The sequence below is a fragment of the Cellulomonas sp. P22 genome (assembly GCF_044392165.1).
This window is the reverse complement of the sequence record NZ_JBISBW010000009.1, coordinates 60,348-77,964: the sequence shown is the minus strand read 5'-3', so window position 1 is coordinate 77,964 and position 17,617 is coordinate 60,348. Positions and strand designations below refer to the sequence as shown.

Sequence of the window (17,617 nt, the reverse complement as noted above, 5' to 3'; positions counted from 1 at the left end):
GCGTGCCAGTCATCCGGCGCGCTTTTCCAGGGGGAACAGAAGCTCGCTGTCGGCGCTGAACGCGCGTCGGCGCGCCACGACCCGATGGCTTTTTGCCTCCTACCGCCCCCTATGCCGGCTTCGCATGGGCCGCTCCGCCGCCACGGCCGTGCCACAGCCACGCCAAAGCCGATCGACTGAAGTGCCGGCTGATGCAACGGTTCCACGGACGGCCGATGGGTTGAGGAGGACACATGGCGAAGCACCGCGCCACTGTGCGAGTCGACCTCGTGGATGACTGGCCCACGTTCGCCGAGCTGGTTATCGAGTCGATCGACCGTGCGGCCCGTCACGCGGCATGGTCCGTGGACGGGTCGCGGCTCGCATCGCTCGAGGCAGCCGCCTCGCTGTCAGTGGATCTTCTTCGAAGCGCGGGTCATGGGCCTGAGCGAGGCGATGCTCCGCGCCGCCGGGTTTGAACTGCGCGGGGGCTGGACGATCGACCGCGCGAGCGTTCCTGCTGAGGAGGGTGGCACGTGCGGATCGATCGAGGCCAGCGCACCCGTCTCGGGCGAGCTCTGAACTACTCGGTGCCGATGCCAGCAGGGGTCGCTTCCAGATCATCGTTGTCGATCATGCGAACCTCGATGCCCCGCGGTTCCAACGCTCAATCGTCGACAACTGGCGCGCCGATGAGTCCGGCGAGGTACGCAGACTCGTGCCTGCCCACTGGATCCGAGAAACGCGCTGGTAGGGACAGGGGCGAAGTCGGTTTGCCAGAGATTGCAAGCATCATCGACGCCTCACGTACGCGGCGTCCTAAGTAGGGCGCGATCCTCAGGGTTGGCCCGGCTTAGGCAGGAAGATGCGCGCCTCAACCGCGGTCCGCCCCTGAAAGACCTCCGCCTTACAGGCCACGGCGTCGGCCCGCGACAAGAACGACGCATGCCGCGCGCCCCTGCGCGGCGGTGAGCGCGCCCACCCGTCGACCGTCGATCCGTACCTCGAAGGTCACCGCGCCTACGGAGGTGCCGCGCTCGACCTCGGCAGTGTGAAGCCTGACCCGCACCGGCACCCACGCAGTCGAGGCGTCGCACCTGCCGCCCGCACGGCCCATCTCGGCGATCCACGAGCCGCCGCGATGGGACCACGAGCTGCGGCCGATCGACTACCCAGGTCGACGGCCCGCCATCACCACGGTGTCGGGTCCTCGTCCTGCGCCGTGCCACCGCAGGGGGATGGTTTGCCCCAGCGCCGGTCCGGGTTCCGGCCCACGCTTCCACCATCTCCCCGCAGACTTCCGCCCACGTTCAAGGCCGTGCGTCCGGCCGCGGAACGCGCTTCGCCGTGTTGATGACCTCCACACGCCGTCTGAGCTCCTCCTGCTTCGTGTCATAGAGCAACTCCAGCGCGTGGGCAAGGATCTGAGCGCCCGCCACGACATCGGCGCGAGTAAGCGAGTCTTCGTGGCTACCCTGATTGCCAATCCATTTGACGGCCTCGAGCGCGTCCGCGACGCGCGCATTCTTGCTCCGGAATCGCTCGATCCGGGCATGGGTCTTCAGTTGGTGCCCGTTGTGCGCCACCCGGTCGATCGACTGATCGTCGAGGACCTCTTCGACCGCCAGTCGCAGTCGGTTCGCCGCTGCATTCGCATCGGACCAGATCACAAGAGCGGCCTCGTTGAGCCGGTCTCGAACCGGCTCAGGGCAGGCTTCGACGACTTCGACGAGGGGCGGGGCAGGCAGGACGTGACGCAACTGGAGGAACGTCGCGTACTGACCATCCCACGTATCGTCCGGATGATTGCTGTAGTCGACCTTCATGTCCCCAAGCGCGACCGCCGTCTCGTCGCAGCCCCCGCGCTGGCACTTCAGGTGCGCAGTAAAGAAGCCGGCGATCCACTCGGGCTCGAACGCCTCATGCGCGCGCAGCCGCTGCGAGATGCCCGTATCGATCGGCAGGACGGACACTGGGGCGAGGTCTCCTCTCAGACACACAGGACACGAGATCGTCGGCCAGGCGTCCTCTTCGAACCAGTCAGCGAGCTTGTCCAGTTCCGTCATCGTTCGTCTCCAGCCAGGGGCGCAGATCGCGCCAAGGGCGGCCCCGCCGACCCGCTCGCCGGCAGGTCGGTTGGCCGGCCGGGGCGCGGGGTACATCGTCGCGCAACGTAGGACCGCTCGACGCAACTTCGGCCGCTGAGCAGCCTTCCCGCTCGAGCGAGTCTTGGCGGGGTTAGGTCAGCGTCGATGCAACGCCGCCCTCGCTCTCGCCCAGGCCGCGGATTGCGACGCTCAGAACGGACCTTCGCGGTGCCGATCGCGAGAGACTATGAGATCACGCCCGAGAGCGGCGGCTGTGTCGGATCTGCGAAAGGGCGTGGGGCCTCATGGATCTCATCGGGCTCGGTGCTGTGATCGGCGATTTCTTCGAGGATGGCGCCGGACCGTCCCACGATCAGCTCGACCAGGCCTTCTCGCGCGCGGGACTGAGCGCTGGCGATCCGGCGCCGAGCGGTCGCACGCCGGGCGGCCCACCGTTAGGCAAGGCGAAGCGGGTGCGGCACGTGTTCGTGCACGCCACAGACCACGCACCGAAGGCCGGCTTGGCACTCGGCGCGCACCTGGTTGCTTTGCTGCGCGCTGACGGGTGCTTGTCAGAGTCGTCAGCGTCGTTCGCAGGGGCGGTCAAGGTTGGACGCCTTCGCGACGCGTACGACGCGTTGGGCTTCACAGTCGACGGCACGGGTGCGCTGCGGCCCAAGGTGATCGACAACCTGACGGGAACGGAGCTAACTGCGGCGCTCCGGTCGTATGTCGACCGCTTGAACCTGAATCCGGATGATCCTCCGTTGCAGGTCGGCACCGGCAAGGAACTCGATGAGGCGGTCGCGCGTCACGTGCTCGAGCAGATGACGGGCTCGTATCCGGTGGGTGGGCGTGAGGGGAACTTCCCGGTGACGTTGGCGAGTGCGTTCACGACAGTGGGGTACGCGGTGCCTGGGCGTGTGGAGCTCGACCCGGATCCACACAAGGCAGTGCAGCAATGCCTGTTCCTCTTGGCAACGCGGGTCAATCAGCTGCGCAACGATGTGGGGACTGGTCACGGGCACCCGTCGGGTCCTCGCAAGACTCAGCCGTTGTCGCCGGCGGAGGCTCGCGTGGTGGCGCGTGCGACTGCTCTCGTTGCCGGTGCGCTACTCGACGCCTTGTAGGTCGATGTGGCGACTGGGTGGATGCAGACGAGCGTCCGGCTCTCACCGCCCGCAGTTGCGGCGCTCGAGGCGATCAAGATCGACCGCGGTGTGAGCCGTGACGCCGCGGTTCGAGGCTTGCTGGAGGAGTACGTCGCCGCGCAGTCGGTACGCAGCGAGGACGAGCGACTGACGCACATCTCGACGGTCCTTCGGTACCCGCCTCGACCGGTGGCTCGCACTGAAAAGGACGATCGGGTTCGCGTGGCGTTCCGTGCGAGCGCGGAGACGGTGGCGCTCGCGATGTCGTTCGCCCTGCGGCTCCCGGGTCAGCCGGTGCGGCGTGGCCCGAGGGACTACTCGGCCCGTCCGTTGACCGATGCGTTGAACGTGGCAATCGTTTCGGTGCGACCGTTCATCGACGTCGGACTCGAAGACCTTCCGTCCGTGATCTCGCAGGCTGCTGCGTTAGGGCTGTGGCGTCTGACGGTTGCGGCGACCTTGTCCAGAGCGGAGCAGCGGGTGGTGCTGACAGCGCCGTCGTCAGACGTGGCCTTGATCCTTCAGGATGAGGATGTCGCGTGGCACGCGCCGATGCGGTTCGAGGTGGCTTTGCACATCGCGCGCAAGTTGTTCGCCGGTGATGACGGTGCCGCGAAGCTGCGCATGCTCGAGGCGCAGCGCGACGACTTCGCCGCACTGCTGCACGAGTTCGCTCGCACAGAATGGGAGGACTCGACTCTCCTGCGGGACTGCCCGGCCGCGGGTCGTTTGCGATACGAGGGTCGTGGTGGCGCAGCGGTTTGGCGCGCGGAACGCAAGCTGACGATGACCCACCTGGCACGGTGGGTAGTCCACGACGGTGCCATTGGTGAGTTCCGCACGCTGCAGCCGCAGTGGACGGTGGCGTCGGTGCCGGGCTGGTTCGCCATTAGCCTCGGGCGCCATCAGCCCTTGGCGCCGTCGCGTCAGCGCGACATCGATGCCCGACGTGTCCTGCAGGTGCGCGCTGGGTCATGGTCGGCCCTATGGCCATGTGCCGCTGACGGAACTCTGGTTCCAGGCTTCGGCGCGGTACTTGAGGCCGCAGGTGCGTTGGAGACTGCGAGCATCGTTGAGCTGGTGCTGCTCACCGAGGAGCACATCGGTGATCCATGGGTGCCGGCCGAGCTCGCGTGCGACTGGGGATTCATTTCGCCGGAGACCCGCGACCGGTTGATCCGCGAGGCCGCGGTCAATCGTCATCGCGCGGTCAAGGAAGCGCCTCGCCACCACCCCCGCGACGAGATCAAGCTCGAGGCGGAGCTACACAGGTACCGCGACGACCCGGATCGGTTCGTCGCAGTCGCCCGCCAGCAGGGGGTACGCGGCGGACCCTTCCGCGCGGCTTATCGCTGGGAGGTTGGGTCCGTCGGGGCACTCCTCGAGCGAGGCGCACCTGTCGAGCAGGTGAAGTGGCTCGTCGGGGCGGTCTCGGCGATGCGCACACGGCTACTCGAAGGGTCGATGCAGCACGCGGCGATGACGGCGTACTGGCACGGGCAGCCGGACGCGGACGAGATCGTGTGACATCGACCGTATGTCCCAACAGCGACGCGCGCTCGATGGTGGATGTGTACGCACGTCGCCACGAGAAGGGATCTCCTCAACATGTCAACGATCACCTCGAAGAATGCCTCGACGACCGGTACCACCCTGGCTGCTCGTAGGCCGCTGCAGCGGAACGTCCGACGGTGCCGTGAGCACGACGTCGACGCTGTCTTCGACTTCGACTGCTTCCGCTGTCCCGTCGACAACGCGGTCATCGGTCCACCGATGCGGTGGCGCGTGGGGCCGTTTGCGGCGCGGCCCTCCCCGGCTCGCGCCCCGCGGTAGCGACCGCCGTGGCTCGATGCAGTCCAGGTCTCGCGGGAGTACGTGGAGTGGACGCCCCGGGTGCGATGTTCGCTATCTCGGCCCACCTTCGGCAGGAAGAGGCGCAACTCGACCACGGTCCGTCCCTGGAAGATCTCCGCCTCACACGCCACGACCTGGCCGCGCGACATCAGCGGCGCGTATCGCGCGCCCTGTGCGGCCGTCAGCACGCCGTCCCGTCGGCTGTCGATCCGCACCTCGAGCGTCTCGGCCCCGGCGGATCCCCCCAACTCGATCTGCGCCGCGTGCAGCGTCGCCATGCCGGCCCGAGCCGCGTCCCGATCGCGTCTTGGTGCGTGCTCTCGCCCGTGACCGCACACTCCCGCTCCGGCTCGAGCAGTACCGCTCCTGCCGGCGGCGCGTTGAGCGCGACCGCCCGCTCTGGCGGCGCGAGCCGCAGCACATGAGTCTCGACCACCTCGTCATCGCGGTCAGCGAGCTCACCGTCCGTGTCCAGGTCCAGCAGGGCCTCCCTTGGATCGAAGCCGCCGTGAGCGCCGCCGGGCCCGAATGCGCAGATACGGTCACGCTTCCCGAGTGGCTCCATGCGCGCCGCCCCGACCTCACGATGGAAACGGACATCGCCAGTTGGCAGCGCGTCGTCGACTTCCTCGTCGTCGCCGGCGACACGAGAGTCGCCGACTAGCACTGGCCAAGGAGCGACGGGTCTTGCCCCGATGCCGAAGCCGACGCGAGCAGGCCAACGACTCCGGCGGGCAGTCGCGGAACGAGGCATCACCTCCGGCTCGCGTGGCCTGCCCGCTCCTGGTCCCTCGTGGTTTGGGGCGGTTGGGTGTCTCTTCGCAACGGGGGCCCTATTGGCGGTCGGGGCGGGGGAGGTCGTTTGGGGCCTTGTCCTCACTGGGGGCAGCCTCGCAATCAGCCCCCACTCTCACCCTCATCGTTCGCGCTCAACTGGTGACGAACGTGCCTCAGCTCCACGCGATCGTCACACTTGTGCCTCCGACGGCCGCTGCTGTGTGGGCGGGGCGTGATTCTCTGCTCGCATGTCAGAGACGCCAGCGGCGGAGGTACTCAACGCCGTGGCGAGAGGCAGGACCGCTCGCATCGCGCGCTGGGCTGAGAAGACCACGCCGGAGTCGAGCCACCACGGTTGTACACGAGCAGCCAGCACGCGGCCGTCGAACGCGCCTACCCGGACCTCCCCCGAGACGCGATCCTGCTCGACCGAGTGGTCGAGGACCTTGAGCGACAAGACCTCTGTCCATCGCGCTGCGGACGATGATGACCGGTGAGGGCGTCTTGTCGGCACGCACGTGTCCTGTGGGCGCTGAGTTGCTGGCATCCTTCTCCGAGCCCGCGTCCTGATCGGCGTCGGGGGTGCTGAACTCGCGCGAGTGGGCGATCGTCACCCTGCTCGTCTCGTTCGCCGCCGTGGTGCTCACCAACCCAAGTGCACGCAAGACGCTCCGCGAGAGCGTGGAGCGACGCTGGGTCTGGGCCGTCGTCGTCCCGCTCCTGGCGCTCACCGCCTGGGTGACCCTTCTCGTCGCGGGCGCCTCACGCATCGGGCTCTGGAACTCGGGACTGGCAAAGGACACTGTCGTCTGGTTCGTAGCATCAGCCCTCGGGGCGGTCTTCGCCGCACTGAATGCCGCGAAGACCGACCGATACTTCCTCATCATGGCAAGGCAAGCGGTCGGGGCGGCGATCTTCCTCCAGTACGCGATGAATCTGTACACCTTCAACTACCTCGCTGAGCTGGCACTCCAGGCCGGTCTCGTCCTTCTTGCCATGCTCACCGCCGTAGCCGAGCGCTACACGTCGGCATGGCGACTCCTGGTCACTCGCCTCAATGCGCTCGTGGGCGTCGCGCTGCTCGTCCTGACCGTCCGCGAGCTCACCGCGAACTGGCAGGCGCTCGACACTCGCCAGGTCCTCCTCGGACTCGCACTGTCGATCTGGCTCCCGCTCGGAGTCCTGCCGTTCATCTGGGTCCTGGCGCTTTGCCTCTCGTACGACGAACTGCTCCGACGGCTGCGCAAGCCACTCTTCGGAATCCCCGCACCCCTGAAAACCCGCGTCGCGACCGTGGCGGCCCTGGGTCTGGACCTACGAACCGCTCACGACCTGTCGAACGACCACGACCACCTGCAGACAATCGCCCGCACCGAGACCTGGCGCGAGACGCTGGAGGCAGTGCGTGTCTACCGCATGCGGCGAGGTCGTCGACGCGCCCAGCCAGTGCTCACAGCGCAGCGTCTGCGCCGGCTCGCAGGCGTCAAGGGCGTCGACGCGAACGGGCGGCAACTCGACCAGCGCGAGATAAAGGAGACTCGCGAAGCCCTGGACTGGCTCGCCATGTGCCACATGGGCCACCACCGCAACCGCGGTCACTATCGGGCGGACCTGATCGACGTACTCGGGGACTTCACACGGAAGGGCCTGCCTGAGGACCACGGAGTCCAAATGACCGTCGCTGAAGACCGCCGGCACTGGCACGCGTGGCGACGCACGCCGAGCGGACTGGTGCTCGGGATCGGAGCGCAGTCCGATCCGTCCGAGCGCTGGTTCTACGCAGACATGCAGCCACCAGACGGCCCTCCACCGCACGGCGGGCGCTGGGAGCATCGGGCGTCGGGCGTCCCGGACTGGCGCGAGTAGCCCCACGACGCTCGCTGATCAGGGCGGGCGCTGGATCTAGCGCGGCGCGGCGGCAACCTGCGTCAGCCTGCGGGCTGACTGCCTGAGGTCGGCCCCTTTTTGTGTTCTTTAGAGTCTTTAGACTCCGTACCCGGACAGGCGCGGTGGAGAGCGCCAACCGGGTTCAGCTCCGGGAGCTTGATCACAGACGCGCGTCGCTCACCGGGTCAGTCATCGTCTCGGGGCCTGTGCAAGCCTCGGAGCGTTCGTGCCGCGTCGGGTGCCACCTGCTCGATGGTCGTCACGGTCCGTTGCAGCCGCCACTCGTAGTCATGCGCGCCGCCGCGGGGGTCGGTCAGGTATCGGGGACGCCACCCCGTGCGGATCTGGTTCGCGGCCGATTCACCGGTCATGGGATCGAAAGAGATGACCTCAACGAGTCGGACCCATTCGTCGTCGAAAGGGAAACTCTGCGAACTGGGGCCGCGTGCGCGCATCACCAGTCCGGGGAGGTCGAGGTAGTAGACCGCCGTTGACTCGGAGCGGATAGCCCACACGCCAGATGCGGTCGCCAGGTCGAGCACGTCCGGCGTCGTGAGAGGCGAGACCCCGTCACTGTCCATGCCGCCAGCGTGACGCCGACGGTCGCGGCCTGGCAGCGCGGGAACGCCGTGGGCGGCAGACCGGCATGGAACACAGCCCCCGTCGGCGCCGCCGCGGGTCGTTCAGCACCCGGCCGTGGGACTACTGCGCGAGCCAAAGCTCCCGGGACGGTGCCGTGCGTCGACCGGCTCCGGACGTGGGCTGCCGCACCTTGACAACAGCACAGGACACACAGAGGCCTCACGGAGGCGTCCCATCGCTGCCGTGCCTCTCGAATGGAGGTGATACCGCACGGCGCAGCAGCGAGCGGACCCACCACGCGCACTTGCTCGGCCCCTTGCCCACCGCGCCTCCCGATAGGAGGTGATACAGCACGGCGCGGCGGCGAAGGGCTCCCCGGACTGAGCTGGAGTTGGGTTGGCCGTGGTCACCTGCGCGCCGCGGCGGTGCGCCAGGCGCCGCGCGTCTGCGCTCCCTCGGCGACCATCTCCGTGAGGGCGTTGTTCAGCAGCGCGTAGGCATAGGTGTCGAGCAGCCCACGCCGCCACCCCAGGCTCATCGCCCGCTCGGTGAGCAGGGTGCGTTTGAGGCTGGCGTGGAAGGACTCGGCGTCCGAGCGCAGGCCACGCAGGCGAAGGGAGTCGGGGTCGTCGTCGGGGATGGCGCGCAGGTTCTCCGGGCGCGCGGCGCTGTCCGCGTTCCCGTGGGGGGCGACCCACACGGTGAACTCCCCGCGAGGGCAGCTCACGTCGTAGCCGAGGTTGAAGTGGAACTGGCCGTTGGTGCGGCGTGAGCGCTTGACCGGTCCGCGCCGTGGGATGGCGACGACGACCGGGTCGCCGGTGTCGTCGAGGTCGAGCTGCACGACACGCCCGCCGATCGCCGCCAACGGGTGGCCGCACGGCCCGTCCGGGGTGTCGTGGGTGGCGATGCCCAGCGGGTAGCTCTTGGCCATCCGGCCCTCGCTCGTCCGCACGGCCTGGACGGCGCCGTCGTCGTCCTCGTGAGTGGGCATCTTGCTGATCACCAGGTAGCCGTGGCGGCGCATGACGTGGTCGATGTGCACGCCGCGGAAGGCGCCGTCGTAGACCACGAGCTGGATGCCGCTGCCTGCGTGCCGGGCGATGTCCGCCAGCAGCCGCAGCGCGCACGCCGCCTCGTGGCCGGGTGCGTCGATGTGGTCGACACCTAGGACGACCCGCTGGTTCGGGGAGGGGCCGCGGGTGTGGAAGGCGACGTACCCGTGCCCGAGGACCGGGCCAAGGTGGCCGTGGTGCTCGGCCAGGTCGGGGTCGAACCTGCCCGGCGGCTTGAGCGCGAGCTCACCGGTCCTGGGGTCGGGGTACATGGGCATGATCGCGCCGTCGTCGTCGTGCACCCGCACCGCGCGGGGCGGGTGGTAGATGGGCCGCACGATGGTGCCGTCTCCGTAGACGGTGCGGGTGGCGTCGGGGTGGGTGAGCGAGCCGGCGCCGTGCGGGTCGAGCTGGCCGATCCGCCGCGCGAGGTCGACGGCGAGCTGCGGGAAGGTCCGCGCCAGGACGCCCAGGCCCTCGTCGGTGGCCAGCCGCTGGTCGCGGAACCACCGCCACTGCTCCCAGGTGGGCGGCAATGGGCCGGGCGCTGGGACGTCCAGGGAGTGCGCGTGGATGGACTCGAGGGTGATCGACCTGGCGAAGTCCCAGGTCGCCGGGTTGGCCAGGTCGAGCTCGACGCGCACCCCTGAGCGGGCCAATCGGGCCAAGGCGGCGAACTGCAGCATGACGTAGGGCGGGTGCGCGGGCCGGCGCCCGACCCGGTGCTCGGTGGCGAGCTCGGCGCCGAGCCGGATCAAGGTGGGCGAGGCCATCACGGCGCTCAGGCGGTCGATGGTGCCGATCCGGCCGGCGATCCGGGCGGTCATGAGGGGTGCCAGTCGAGTGCGATGTCCGCGGCGACGGCGTCCAGGCTCCGCGCGCCGAGCCGGACCGCGACCTGCTCGATGGGCATCCCGTCGAGGTACAGGCGCCTACCGGCCCAGTTGCGCACCGAGGCGGGCCGCACGTCGGGCTCCTCGCCGAGGCCGGCCGCCCGCAGCGTCTCGGCGATGGCGTTGGCCGCCGAGGCCTGGGCGACGTGCTGGCCCGGAACCGCACGGCCGCGGTAGGTCAGCAAAGTCGATGTCGGGGCGCCCTGCTCGACGAGGTCCTCCACCTGGCGCGCCACGATGCGCGCGCCCCAGTCGGTGAGCCTGCCCAGGCGAGGTGCCGCGCGCTTGGAGCCGCGCAGATGCACCCAGCGGGGTTGGCACTGGTCGTCGAGATCGGCGATGCGGACCTGGGTGATCTCGCTGGTGACGGCCGTCGCCTCGGCGAGCGCCCAGCAGGTGGCGCGCTGCAGCGAGGTGGAGCCCGCGCGGCCCAGGCGCACGGCGAACCTGCACGAGATCACCTCGTCCTCCGCGAGCGGGCGTGCCGCCACGGTGGTGCGGGCCGGCAGCCGCAGGTCGAGGGTCGGGTCGCCCACCATCACCCCGAGATCACGCAGGGTGCGGAAGTACATCCGCAGGATCGTCCGGCGCGCGTGCTGGGTCGCGAGCTGCGGAGGGCGCCCGCTCTGGCCGTGGGCGAGCACGAAGCCCTGGCACGCCTCCGGTGTCAGATCCGCGACGTGCCGGGCGCCCTGGACCAGGGCGCGGGTGCTGAACCGGGTGATGGTCTCGAGGCTGCGCAGCCGCGTCTGCGGGGAGAAGGCGTCGTCCGCCTCCCACGCTCCCCTGACCAGCTCGAGGGCGTGGCCGAGATCGAGCTCCTGCGCTGGGACGTGTGCCATGTCGCCTCCGGCTTCGACGCTAACCCGGGCGGCGCCGGCGGACCGGGGTGGAACGGGCGGCTCGGCTCGGGAGAACGAGTGCTGCGTGCGGCCACTGCGCCGCGCGCCCGGGGCTGAACCGTGCGGAGCGTCCTCCTCGTCGCGACATCCGGAGCTCCCCATGACCATCACCGCCGGGCCTGCCCGCGCCGCCGTCCACCCGTCCCACCGCGCGGGGTCCAGGCCCAAGCAGGCGTCCATCGACCTGCTGACCGCGTGCTTCTCCTTCCCCGGTCTGAGCAACCTCGCCGACGCACTGACCGCACATCGACCCACGCGCGCCGGAGCCCGTGCGCAGCACCCCGACATCTGCATGCTCGCCGTGCTGGCCGCGGCGCGCGCCGTCGGTGGTGTCCAGCCGGTCGTGCGTGAGTTGAACGCCGCCGACCGGTTCGCGTGGAAGAAGTGCTCCGCGCTGTTGATGGCCAGGATCGAAGGCCTGCGGCTGCCGCCCACACCTCCCACGCGGGACCAGATCACCTCCTTCCAGCGGCGCGTGACCGAGGACGGCGGCATCGACGTCCTCGAGCAGGCGTTCATCGACGCGTCGGTCAAGATGGCGAAGTGGATGGGCCATTTCGATGTCTCCACCGCGCCGGACTGGGTGCGGCCCGACCCGAAGCACGCGATCTACGGCGACGGAACGGTGATCGCCCCGTTCAGCGGGGCGAGCGAGTGGGTCCACCCCCTCACCGGGGAGGTCGTGATCCGCGACTCCCGGGCGCGGGACGCGTCGACCGCCCGCATCCAGCGCGTGCGCACCGACACGACGATCGACGGCAAGGCCGATCTGCGGGGCATCAACTTCGTCTCGATGCACACCTGGACCAGCTCCGGCAGGGTCATGCTCGCCACCGGGCACGCGCTGGGCGCCGAGACCCTCACTGCGGTCGACCTCATGCGGGCGGTGCAGGAGCGCGCCCAGGGTGGGGTGCACACCGTGATCTATGACGGTGTCGTCACCGGGTGGATCGTCGATTGGCTGATGGGCTCGCTTCGCATCCAGGCCGTGAACAAGATCGCGGCCGCCAGCACGACAGACCCGCATGTGCCTTCTGCCGATCACCCCCTTCGCCGGCGGCCCGCGCTGGAGGCTTCGGCCGAGCGCGCGCAGCGCGCCCTCGTGGCGGCGGGCCTGGCCGTCACACCCGAGCTGGTGAGGTACGAGCAAGACGCAGCCCTCGACCGGCTCTACACCTCGGACGTCCCACTGCCGGTCGGCCTGTGCCTCTACCCACGGTCGAAGAGCAACTCCTACGAGATCGTCTACTCCCAGCACCACGAGATCGAGACCGCCGAGCACACCGTGGACGGCGAGCGGTGCGCCCACCGCCTGGTGGTGGACGACGGCGCGCTCTACGTCGCAGAGGAAGACATCGAACGCGAACACCTCGTGAAGACGGCGATGCCGGTCTGCACCGAGGCCACCGCCCACCTCGACCGCGGCACATGGAACCGCCGCACCACCTGGCAGATCCCGTGCGAGCGCGGCGCGTTCGCCCACGAGCTCACGTGGCGCCCCGCGGGCACGTTCCACCCCAAGAGAACGACGGGCCGCACCCCGCGCGTGGACCCCCTCGCCGAGCTGCGTCCGCTCGCTCGCGCCCACGAGGGCTACGGCGAGGTCTTCGGACGTCGCAACGACTCGGAGTCCTACAACCAGTGGTTCCAAGCGGGCCTGCGCCACCCCGGCGTCGCCATGAGCCTGTCGCTGGGCGGCCAGCGCCTGGACTTCCTGATGGGAGCCGTCCTGAACAACGCCATCACCTATGGCAGGGAGATGGCCACCCGCCGCGGCTGAGACAGCCTTCCCACCGCGGATGCGCGTAGTCCCCGTTCGCCCCCGGGCGTGCGGGGATTGCGCGCACGCCGCAACATCGGACCTTCCCGTTCGTCACCCACGACGAACGAAGGAACCGCTCATGTCCGCCATCACGATCACCCGCCTCGGCGCAGCCGCCGCCCTCACCATCGACGAGGCCATGGACGCCTTGCAGCGCCTGCACGACGAATACTCGATCATCCCCGCCCACGCCCTCGACACGACCGCACAGTGGCTGGACATCATCCGCTCGAGCGCGCACGCCGCGGGCGCGACCGATGTCGGGGACCTCCTGACAGAGTCCAGCTCCCTGATCAGCACGGCAGCAGGCGTCAAGGGCGTGACCGCGTTCCACTCCGACGCGGACTCGGCGAAACTGCACGCCGCCCGCAACACCCTGGCGGCGCTGGCTGCGGCCGCGTACGTCAACCACCGGCATGACCCGAGCGCGGCGTACCGGGATCTGCCGCTCTTGAAGATGCGCACCAACCTGCCCCGCCGCCCCCTGGAGGACGACGAGATCCTGCTGTGCCGCATCCAGGCCCTGCACCTGCTCCGCACCGGCAACCCGACCGAGCGGCGCAACGCGGCCGCCTACGTCGCCGCAGACGCGGGCCTCCCGCCCACCGAGGCTACCGCCCTGCGCACGAGCGACCTGCACCTCGACGCCCCGCTGCTCACGATGGCCCCCACCCGCGGGTTCCAGGCCCGGGCCATCCCGCTCGAGCCGTTCCACACGGCCACGTTCGCCCTGCACCTCCAGCGCCTGGAGTCCACGCTGCTGGCATACGCGCCCCGCAAGAACACCCCCGGATCGGACCAGGCCGCCTGCTCCATGCACGGGGTCCTGGGCCGGTTCCTCAAGACCCTGGGCATCACCGGCGCCGACCTGACCGCAGGCAGCGTGTACCACTGGGGAATCCGCCGCATCCTCGACCACCACGGACTCGCATCGGCGCTGTGCGCGGTCGGATACGCGGACAACCAGGATGACCGACTCCTGAAGCTCATCGGCACAGCGGCGCAGGTCCCCCAGGTCACGCCGACGACCGCACCCGAACACCACCACGGCTTCTGACCCGTGGCACACGCCTCCGGCCATCACCCGAGCGTCCCGCCGGCACCGAGCCTCCTCGTGCCGACGGGACGCTCGCGTGGTCGAGACGCCGGCCAGAACTACACAGCAGTTATCCGGAGGGTTCCACCGACCCGTCAGCGCCGACCGGCGTCGCCCGAAGGGTTCACGCCACGCTGCCCCGACCCCTCACCGCGACGAGACTCGCCACCGGACACCGGCCCGAACCACACCGCAGTTATCCGGAGGGTTCCACCGACCCGCCACCCACGGCCATCAGCGCGCCAGCGCGAGCAGAACGGCCCACTGACGAGGCGGTACCTTGGATCCCGTCGGCACCAGGGCGGCCCCACCGCCCCGGCGAACGACACGGGTGTTCTCCGGTGGGTTCCACGAGTTAATCCACTCATCACCCGGGCCTCTAGCTCAATCGGCAGAGCAGCGGACTTTTAATCCGCGGGTTGTGGGTTCGATCCCCACGGGGCCCACCTGGAAGCGTCCACAGTTCGCCACGGCGTGATGCCTCTGCCTCGGCAACGACCCTCAGGGGGTCAGCACGATCCGCCCGAGCACCTCCCCAGCGTCCATTCGCCGGTGCGCGTCGGCAGCCTCTGCGAGGTCAAGGACGTCGTGGACCACGGCGTGGAGCTCACCGCGGGATGCGGCAGCGAACAGCTCGGTCCGCACGTGCTGGAGGTCGGCCTGGGGCACCGTGTCGAGACTGAAGGTGCTGACGGTGAGCGAGCGCTGGAACCCGTTGAGCAGAGCTGTGCCGAAGTCTGCGGGCGGGTATCCACCGACGATGCCGAGGACGACCATCCGGCCGTCGGGAGCGAGCCGCTCGATGAAGCTGGGCATCGACGGTCCCGCGACGATGTCGATGATCACGTCGAACTCGCGGGGTGCGACGCCGTGACCGGTGCGGTCGAGCACGTGCGTGGCGCCGTAGGCGCGGAGGCGATCGCCGCGTCCGGGTGAGGAGGCCGTGACCGCGACCGCTGCCGCTCCGGCTCGCGTGGCGAGCTCGACGGCCGCGATGCCGAGGCTTCCGGCTGCCCCTCGCACGAGGACGGTCTCCCCCTCGGCCAGATGCGCGCGGGCGAGCGCGAAGTGCGCGACGGGGCCTGCGGTGCCGAGCGTCACGGCATCGATCGAGGAGAGCGCACCGGGGAGCGCGACGACGTCCTCGACGCGGGCGGTGGCTTCGTCGGCGTATCCGCCGCTGGTGCCGGTGAACGCCCACACTCGCTGGCTCACCCACGACGGGTCGACGTCGGATCCCGTGGCGGTGACGACGCCGGCGATCTCGCTGCCCGGGACCATGCCTTCGCTGAAGCCGCCGCCGAACGCACCGCGACGGATCACGGCATCCAAGCCGCCGACGCCGATCGCCTCGGTGCGGATCAGGACCTCGCCTGCCGCCGGTTCGGGAGAGGGCAGGTCGACGACCTCCATGCCGTCCGGGTCGCCGAACGAGCGGATGGTCACTGCGCGCATGTCGTCCTCCTTGTCACCGTGCGCGGCGTGTCGCCGCCCCGGGGCGACGTTAGTGGACGGGGGCGTCCACTTCGCTAGAGTGAGAGAGATGAGCCCGACAGTGCCCCAGCGGCTCCGCTCTGACGCGCAGGAGAACCGCGACCGCATCGTGGAGGCCGCGCGCGAGCTGTTCGCGGAGTCGGGTCTCGACGTCACGATCCGGCAGGTCGCGCGCCGCGCCGGTGTGGGGCCGGCGACCCTCTACCGGCGGTTCCCCTCGAAGCAGGACCTGGTCCTCGCGGCATTCCGGAGCGAGCTCGTCGCCTGCCGGACGATCGTGACGGAAGGCGCCGCCGACACCGACCCGTGGCGGGGGCTCTGCGCTGTCATCGAGCGCATCACCGTGCTCAACGCGCGCAACCAGGGATTCACGGACGCGTTCCGTGCCGAGCACCCGGGCGAGGCGGACTTCGTGGAGCACCGACGCGAGCTGGTGGGCGAGCTGTCCGTGCTCGCACGCCGCGCCCAGTCGGCGGGCATGCTCCGCGCGGACTTCGCCCTCGACGACTTCGACCTCATCCTGCTCGCCGGCCGGGGGTTGGCCAGGGCGCCGATCGCGACCCGGGCGGACGCTGCGCGACGCTTCGCCGCCCTCACCATCGAGGGGCTCCGCGCCGCGCCGACGAACACGCCGCTGCCCGCGCCGGCCCGCCTCGCGTCCACCATCGCCGACCCGACCCTGTGACGGGGGCGGTCGTGAACCTGACCTGCGGCATGAGCCCGGACTGAGGACCTCCCGCGCGGATCGGCGTCCCCGCCCTCTCAGGTCCGCGCGGTGCCGACGCTGGGGACGTGGCGCCTGACGTCGCTGGCTCGCAACCGTCGGGCCAGGGGCACCGCACGCAGCACGGTGCGCGCGGTCAGCCCGCTGGTGGCGACGAGCAGGTCGACCTGGGTGCGCCGGTCGGGGAAGATCCGCGCGGCTGTGGCGTACCGCGCGTCGAAGGCGGGGTCGAAGAACGGCGCGTCGGTGGCGCTGAAGACCTGTGTCATCTCCGCGGTGCGGCCGATCGACCCCGGGCTGTACCTGGCGTGCTCCTGGGCGTACGCGTCCAGGAGCCCGAAGCACGCGCCCCCCGATCGCAGGACGTAGCCGATCCAGAGCGTCTGGCCGCCCGCCGCGAGCTGGGTGACGAGCAGGTCGCCGTCGCGCCGGAACCGGGACGTGACCTCACGGAACCATCGCTCGTTCCGCGGGTTCAGCCGCAGGGCAGCACCGCCACGGCTGCTGTCGCCCTTCCATCCCGACACCTGCAGGTCGAGGAACTCCTCGTCGACGGTGGGATCCGCGCTCCGGTTGTGCAGCTCCAACGGGCCGCCCGTGGCACGCTCCAGCCCGCGCACGCATCGGCGGGTCTGCCTCCGCTCGTCCGTGGCCATGTGGTCGGTGGCCAGCACGGGACGGGCGATCGGGGACGGCACGGAGCCGCCGCGCGCGTCGAGGTGGTCGGGCGTCGCGGGTCCGTCGTCCGCCGGCACCGGCAGGCTGGCCCGGCGCGCGAAGGCGGTGACCTCCCGACGCCGCTCGTGGACGAGCATGGGGGTCCGGTCCACGGCCTCCGCGAGCGCCTCCGCGAGGACGCCCTCGGCGGGGAACCGCTGGAGCTGGACCAGCCCGGGCAGGCCCACGGAGGTCATCCCCCGCAGCAGCGCCGTGAGTGCCGCGACCACATCCCCCTGCCGCACGAGCGGGTGGTGCCGGTCGGAGTGCGGCGTCATGAACGCCCCGCCCGTGGTCGCCGCCCGCATGCGGGCCCCGCTCGCCACCTGCTTGGTGGTGACGGCCAGGGCAGCGAGCCACTCGCCGTCCTCTTCCACCACGACGATCTGCATGCCGTCGGACTCCGGACGCGCGTGAGCGGGGATGAGGAACCGTGGGTCCAGGTACACGTTGGGCTCGACCGCCAGGTCGGCGAGTCGCCGCCAGGCCTGGGCATCGGTCTCCGTCACCTGGGACAGCGGGATGAGCCGTAGGTGCACGATGTCCTCCGTCGGGCGTCGCGGGCGGGCAAGTGGGACAATTCGGGCGCGATGCCCT

The 17,617-nt window shown here is 70.1% G+C and carries 14 protein-coding genes and 1 tRNA gene; 9 read left to right on the top strand and 6 right to left on the bottom strand.

Annotated features, from left to right (window positions below; translation table 11 throughout):
- Nucleotides 1-417 precede the first annotated feature (417 nt).
- A complete protein-coding gene (locus ACGIF2_RS12215; RefSeq protein ID WP_396046971.1) occupies nt 418-561 on the top strand; it encodes a hypothetical protein in 144 nt (47 codons plus the stop codon).
- Nucleotides 562-1,289: 728 nt separating this feature from the next.
- On the opposite strand, the gene ACGIF2_RS12210 is transcribed toward ACGIF2_RS12215, so the two are convergent.
- Nucleotides 1,290-2,045 (bottom strand): DUF4145 domain-containing protein, encoded by a 756-nt coding sequence (locus ACGIF2_RS12210; protein ID WP_396046969.1) that lies wholly within the window; start codon nt 2,043-2,045, stop codon nt 1,290-1,292.
- A 326-nt stretch (nt 2,046-2,371) separates the two neighbouring features.
- Here ACGIF2_RS12210 and ACGIF2_RS12205 point away from each other — a divergent pair, with 326 nt between their 5' ends.
- From ACGIF2_RS12205 to ACGIF2_RS12190, 4 genes are all read left to right on the top strand, one after another.
- The gene (locus tag ACGIF2_RS12205) at nt 2,372-3,196 is read left to right on the top strand and encodes an abortive infection family protein (protein WP_396046967.1); all 825 of its coding nucleotides are present in this window, start codon (nt 2,372-2,374) and stop codon (nt 3,194-3,196) included.
- A 21-nt stretch (nt 3,197-3,217) separates the two neighbouring features.
- Nucleotides 3,218-4,744, top strand: coding sequence for a ribbon-helix-helix protein, CopG family (locus ACGIF2_RS12200; protein ID WP_396046965.1), 1,527 nt, complete (start codon nt 3,218-3,220; stop codon nt 4,742-4,744).
- A 748-nt stretch (nt 4,745-5,492) separates the two neighbouring features.
- The gene (locus ACGIF2_RS12195; protein ID WP_396046963.1) at nt 5,493-5,735 is read left to right on the top strand and encodes a hypothetical protein; all 243 of its coding nucleotides are present in this window, start codon (nt 5,493-5,495) and stop codon (nt 5,733-5,735) included.
- 695 nt (nt 5,736-6,430) lie between these two features.
- Nucleotides 6,431-7,714, top strand: coding sequence for a hypothetical protein (locus tag ACGIF2_RS12190; protein ID WP_396046961.1), 1,284 nt, complete (start codon nt 6,431-6,433; stop codon nt 7,712-7,714).
- A gap of 206 nt (nt 7,715-7,920) precedes the next feature.
- On the opposite strand, the gene ACGIF2_RS12185 is transcribed toward ACGIF2_RS12190, so the two are convergent.
- The 3 genes from ACGIF2_RS12185 to ACGIF2_RS12175 form a co-directional block, all read right to left on the bottom strand.
- Nucleotides 7,921-8,316: a hypothetical protein gene (locus ACGIF2_RS12185; RefSeq protein ID WP_396046958.1), complete on the bottom strand. Its 396-nt coding sequence runs from the start codon at nt 8,314-8,316 to the stop codon at nt 7,921-7,923.
- Between the two features lie 407 nt (nt 8,317-8,723).
- Nucleotides 8,724-10,199 (bottom strand): hypothetical protein, encoded by a 1,476-nt coding sequence (locus ACGIF2_RS12180; protein ID WP_396046956.1) that lies wholly within the window; start codon nt 10,197-10,199, stop codon nt 8,724-8,726.
- Entirely contained in the window at nt 10,196-11,107 is a 912-nt protein-coding gene (locus ACGIF2_RS12175; protein WP_396046954.1) for a hypothetical protein, read from the bottom strand. Before ACGIF2_RS12175 ends, ACGIF2_RS12180 begins: the two co-directional genes overlap by 4 nt.
- A 160-nt stretch (nt 11,108-11,267) precedes the next feature.
- Here ACGIF2_RS12175 and ACGIF2_RS12170 point away from each other — a divergent pair, with 160 nt between their 5' ends.
- From ACGIF2_RS12170 to ACGIF2_RS12160, 3 genes are all read left to right on the top strand, one after another.
- Nucleotides 11,268-12,947: a hypothetical protein gene (locus ACGIF2_RS12170; protein WP_396046953.1), complete on the top strand. Its 1,680-nt coding sequence runs from the start codon at nt 11,268-11,270 to the stop codon at nt 12,945-12,947.
- A gap of 121 nt (nt 12,948-13,068) precedes the next feature.
- Nucleotides 13,069-14,046: a hypothetical protein gene (locus ACGIF2_RS12165; RefSeq protein ID WP_396046951.1), complete on the top strand. Its 978-nt coding sequence runs from the start codon at nt 13,069-13,071 to the stop codon at nt 14,044-14,046.
- A 412-nt stretch (nt 14,047-14,458) separates the two neighbouring features.
- Nucleotides 14,459-14,531 (top strand) — tRNA-Lys (locus ACGIF2_RS12160).
- 55 nt (nt 14,532-14,586) lie between these two features.
- Here ACGIF2_RS12160 and ACGIF2_RS12155 read toward each other — a convergent pair.
- A complete protein-coding gene (locus ACGIF2_RS12155; RefSeq protein ID WP_396046949.1) occupies nt 14,587-15,540 on the bottom strand; it encodes a zinc-binding dehydrogenase in 954 nt (317 codons plus the stop codon).
- Between the two features lie 88 nt (nt 15,541-15,628).
- Between ACGIF2_RS12155 and ACGIF2_RS12150 the strand changes: the two genes are divergently transcribed.
- Nucleotides 15,629-16,264, top strand: coding sequence for a TetR/AcrR family transcriptional regulator (locus ACGIF2_RS12150; protein WP_396046947.1), 636 nt, complete (start codon nt 15,629-15,631; stop codon nt 16,262-16,264).
- 77 nt (nt 16,265-16,341) lie between these two features.
- Here the strand turns inward: ACGIF2_RS12150 and ACGIF2_RS12145 are convergent, their stop codons facing one another.
- Complete coding sequence (locus tag ACGIF2_RS12145; protein WP_396046945.1) at nt 16,342-17,529, bottom strand: GNAT family N-acetyltransferase; 1,188 nt, start codon at nt 17,527-17,529, stop codon at nt 16,342-16,344.
- Between the last annotated feature and the right edge of the window lie 88 nt (nt 17,530-17,617).

Excerpts from the sequence above, each read along its gene's own strand:
- ACGIF2_RS12215 (WP_396046971.1), top strand. The coding sequence starts at position 418 with ATGGGCCTGAGCGAGGCGATGCTCCGCGCCGCCGGGTTTGAACTGCGC.
- ACGIF2_RS12210 (WP_396046969.1), bottom strand. The coding sequence starts at position 2,045 with ATGACGGAACTGGACAAGCTCGCTGACTGGTTCGAAGAGGACGCCTGG.
- ACGIF2_RS12205 (WP_396046967.1), top strand. The coding sequence starts at position 2,372 with ATGGATCTCATCGGGCTCGGTGCTGTGATCGGCGATTTCTTCGAGGAT.
- ACGIF2_RS12200 (WP_396046965.1), top strand. The coding sequence starts at position 3,218 with ATGCAGACGAGCGTCCGGCTCTCACCGCCCGCAGTTGCGGCGCTCGAG.
- ACGIF2_RS12195 (WP_396046963.1), top strand. The coding sequence starts at position 5,493 with ATGAGTCTCGACCACCTCGTCATCGCGGTCAGCGAGCTCACCGTCCGT.
- ACGIF2_RS12185 (WP_396046958.1), bottom strand. The coding sequence starts at position 8,316 with ATGGACAGTGACGGGGTCTCGCCTCTCACGACGCCGGACGTGCTCGAC.
- ACGIF2_RS12180 (WP_396046956.1), bottom strand. The coding sequence starts at position 10,199 with ATGACCGCCCGGATCGCCGGCCGGATCGGCACCATCGACCGCCTGAGC.
- ACGIF2_RS12175 (WP_396046954.1), bottom strand. The coding sequence starts at position 11,107 with ATGGCACACGTCCCAGCGCAGGAGCTCGATCTCGGCCACGCCCTCGAG.
- ACGIF2_RS12170 (WP_396046953.1), top strand. The coding sequence starts at position 11,268 with ATGACCATCACCGCCGGGCCTGCCCGCGCCGCCGTCCACCCGTCCCAC.
- ACGIF2_RS12165 (WP_396046951.1), top strand. The coding sequence starts at position 13,069 with ATGTCCGCCATCACGATCACCCGCCTCGGCGCAGCCGCCGCCCTCACC.
- ACGIF2_RS12155 (WP_396046949.1), bottom strand. The coding sequence starts at position 15,540 with ATGCGCGCAGTGACCATCCGCTCGTTCGGCGACCCGGACGGCATGGAG.
- ACGIF2_RS12150 (WP_396046947.1), top strand. The coding sequence starts at position 15,629 with ATGAGCCCGACAGTGCCCCAGCGGCTCCGCTCTGACGCGCAGGAGAAC.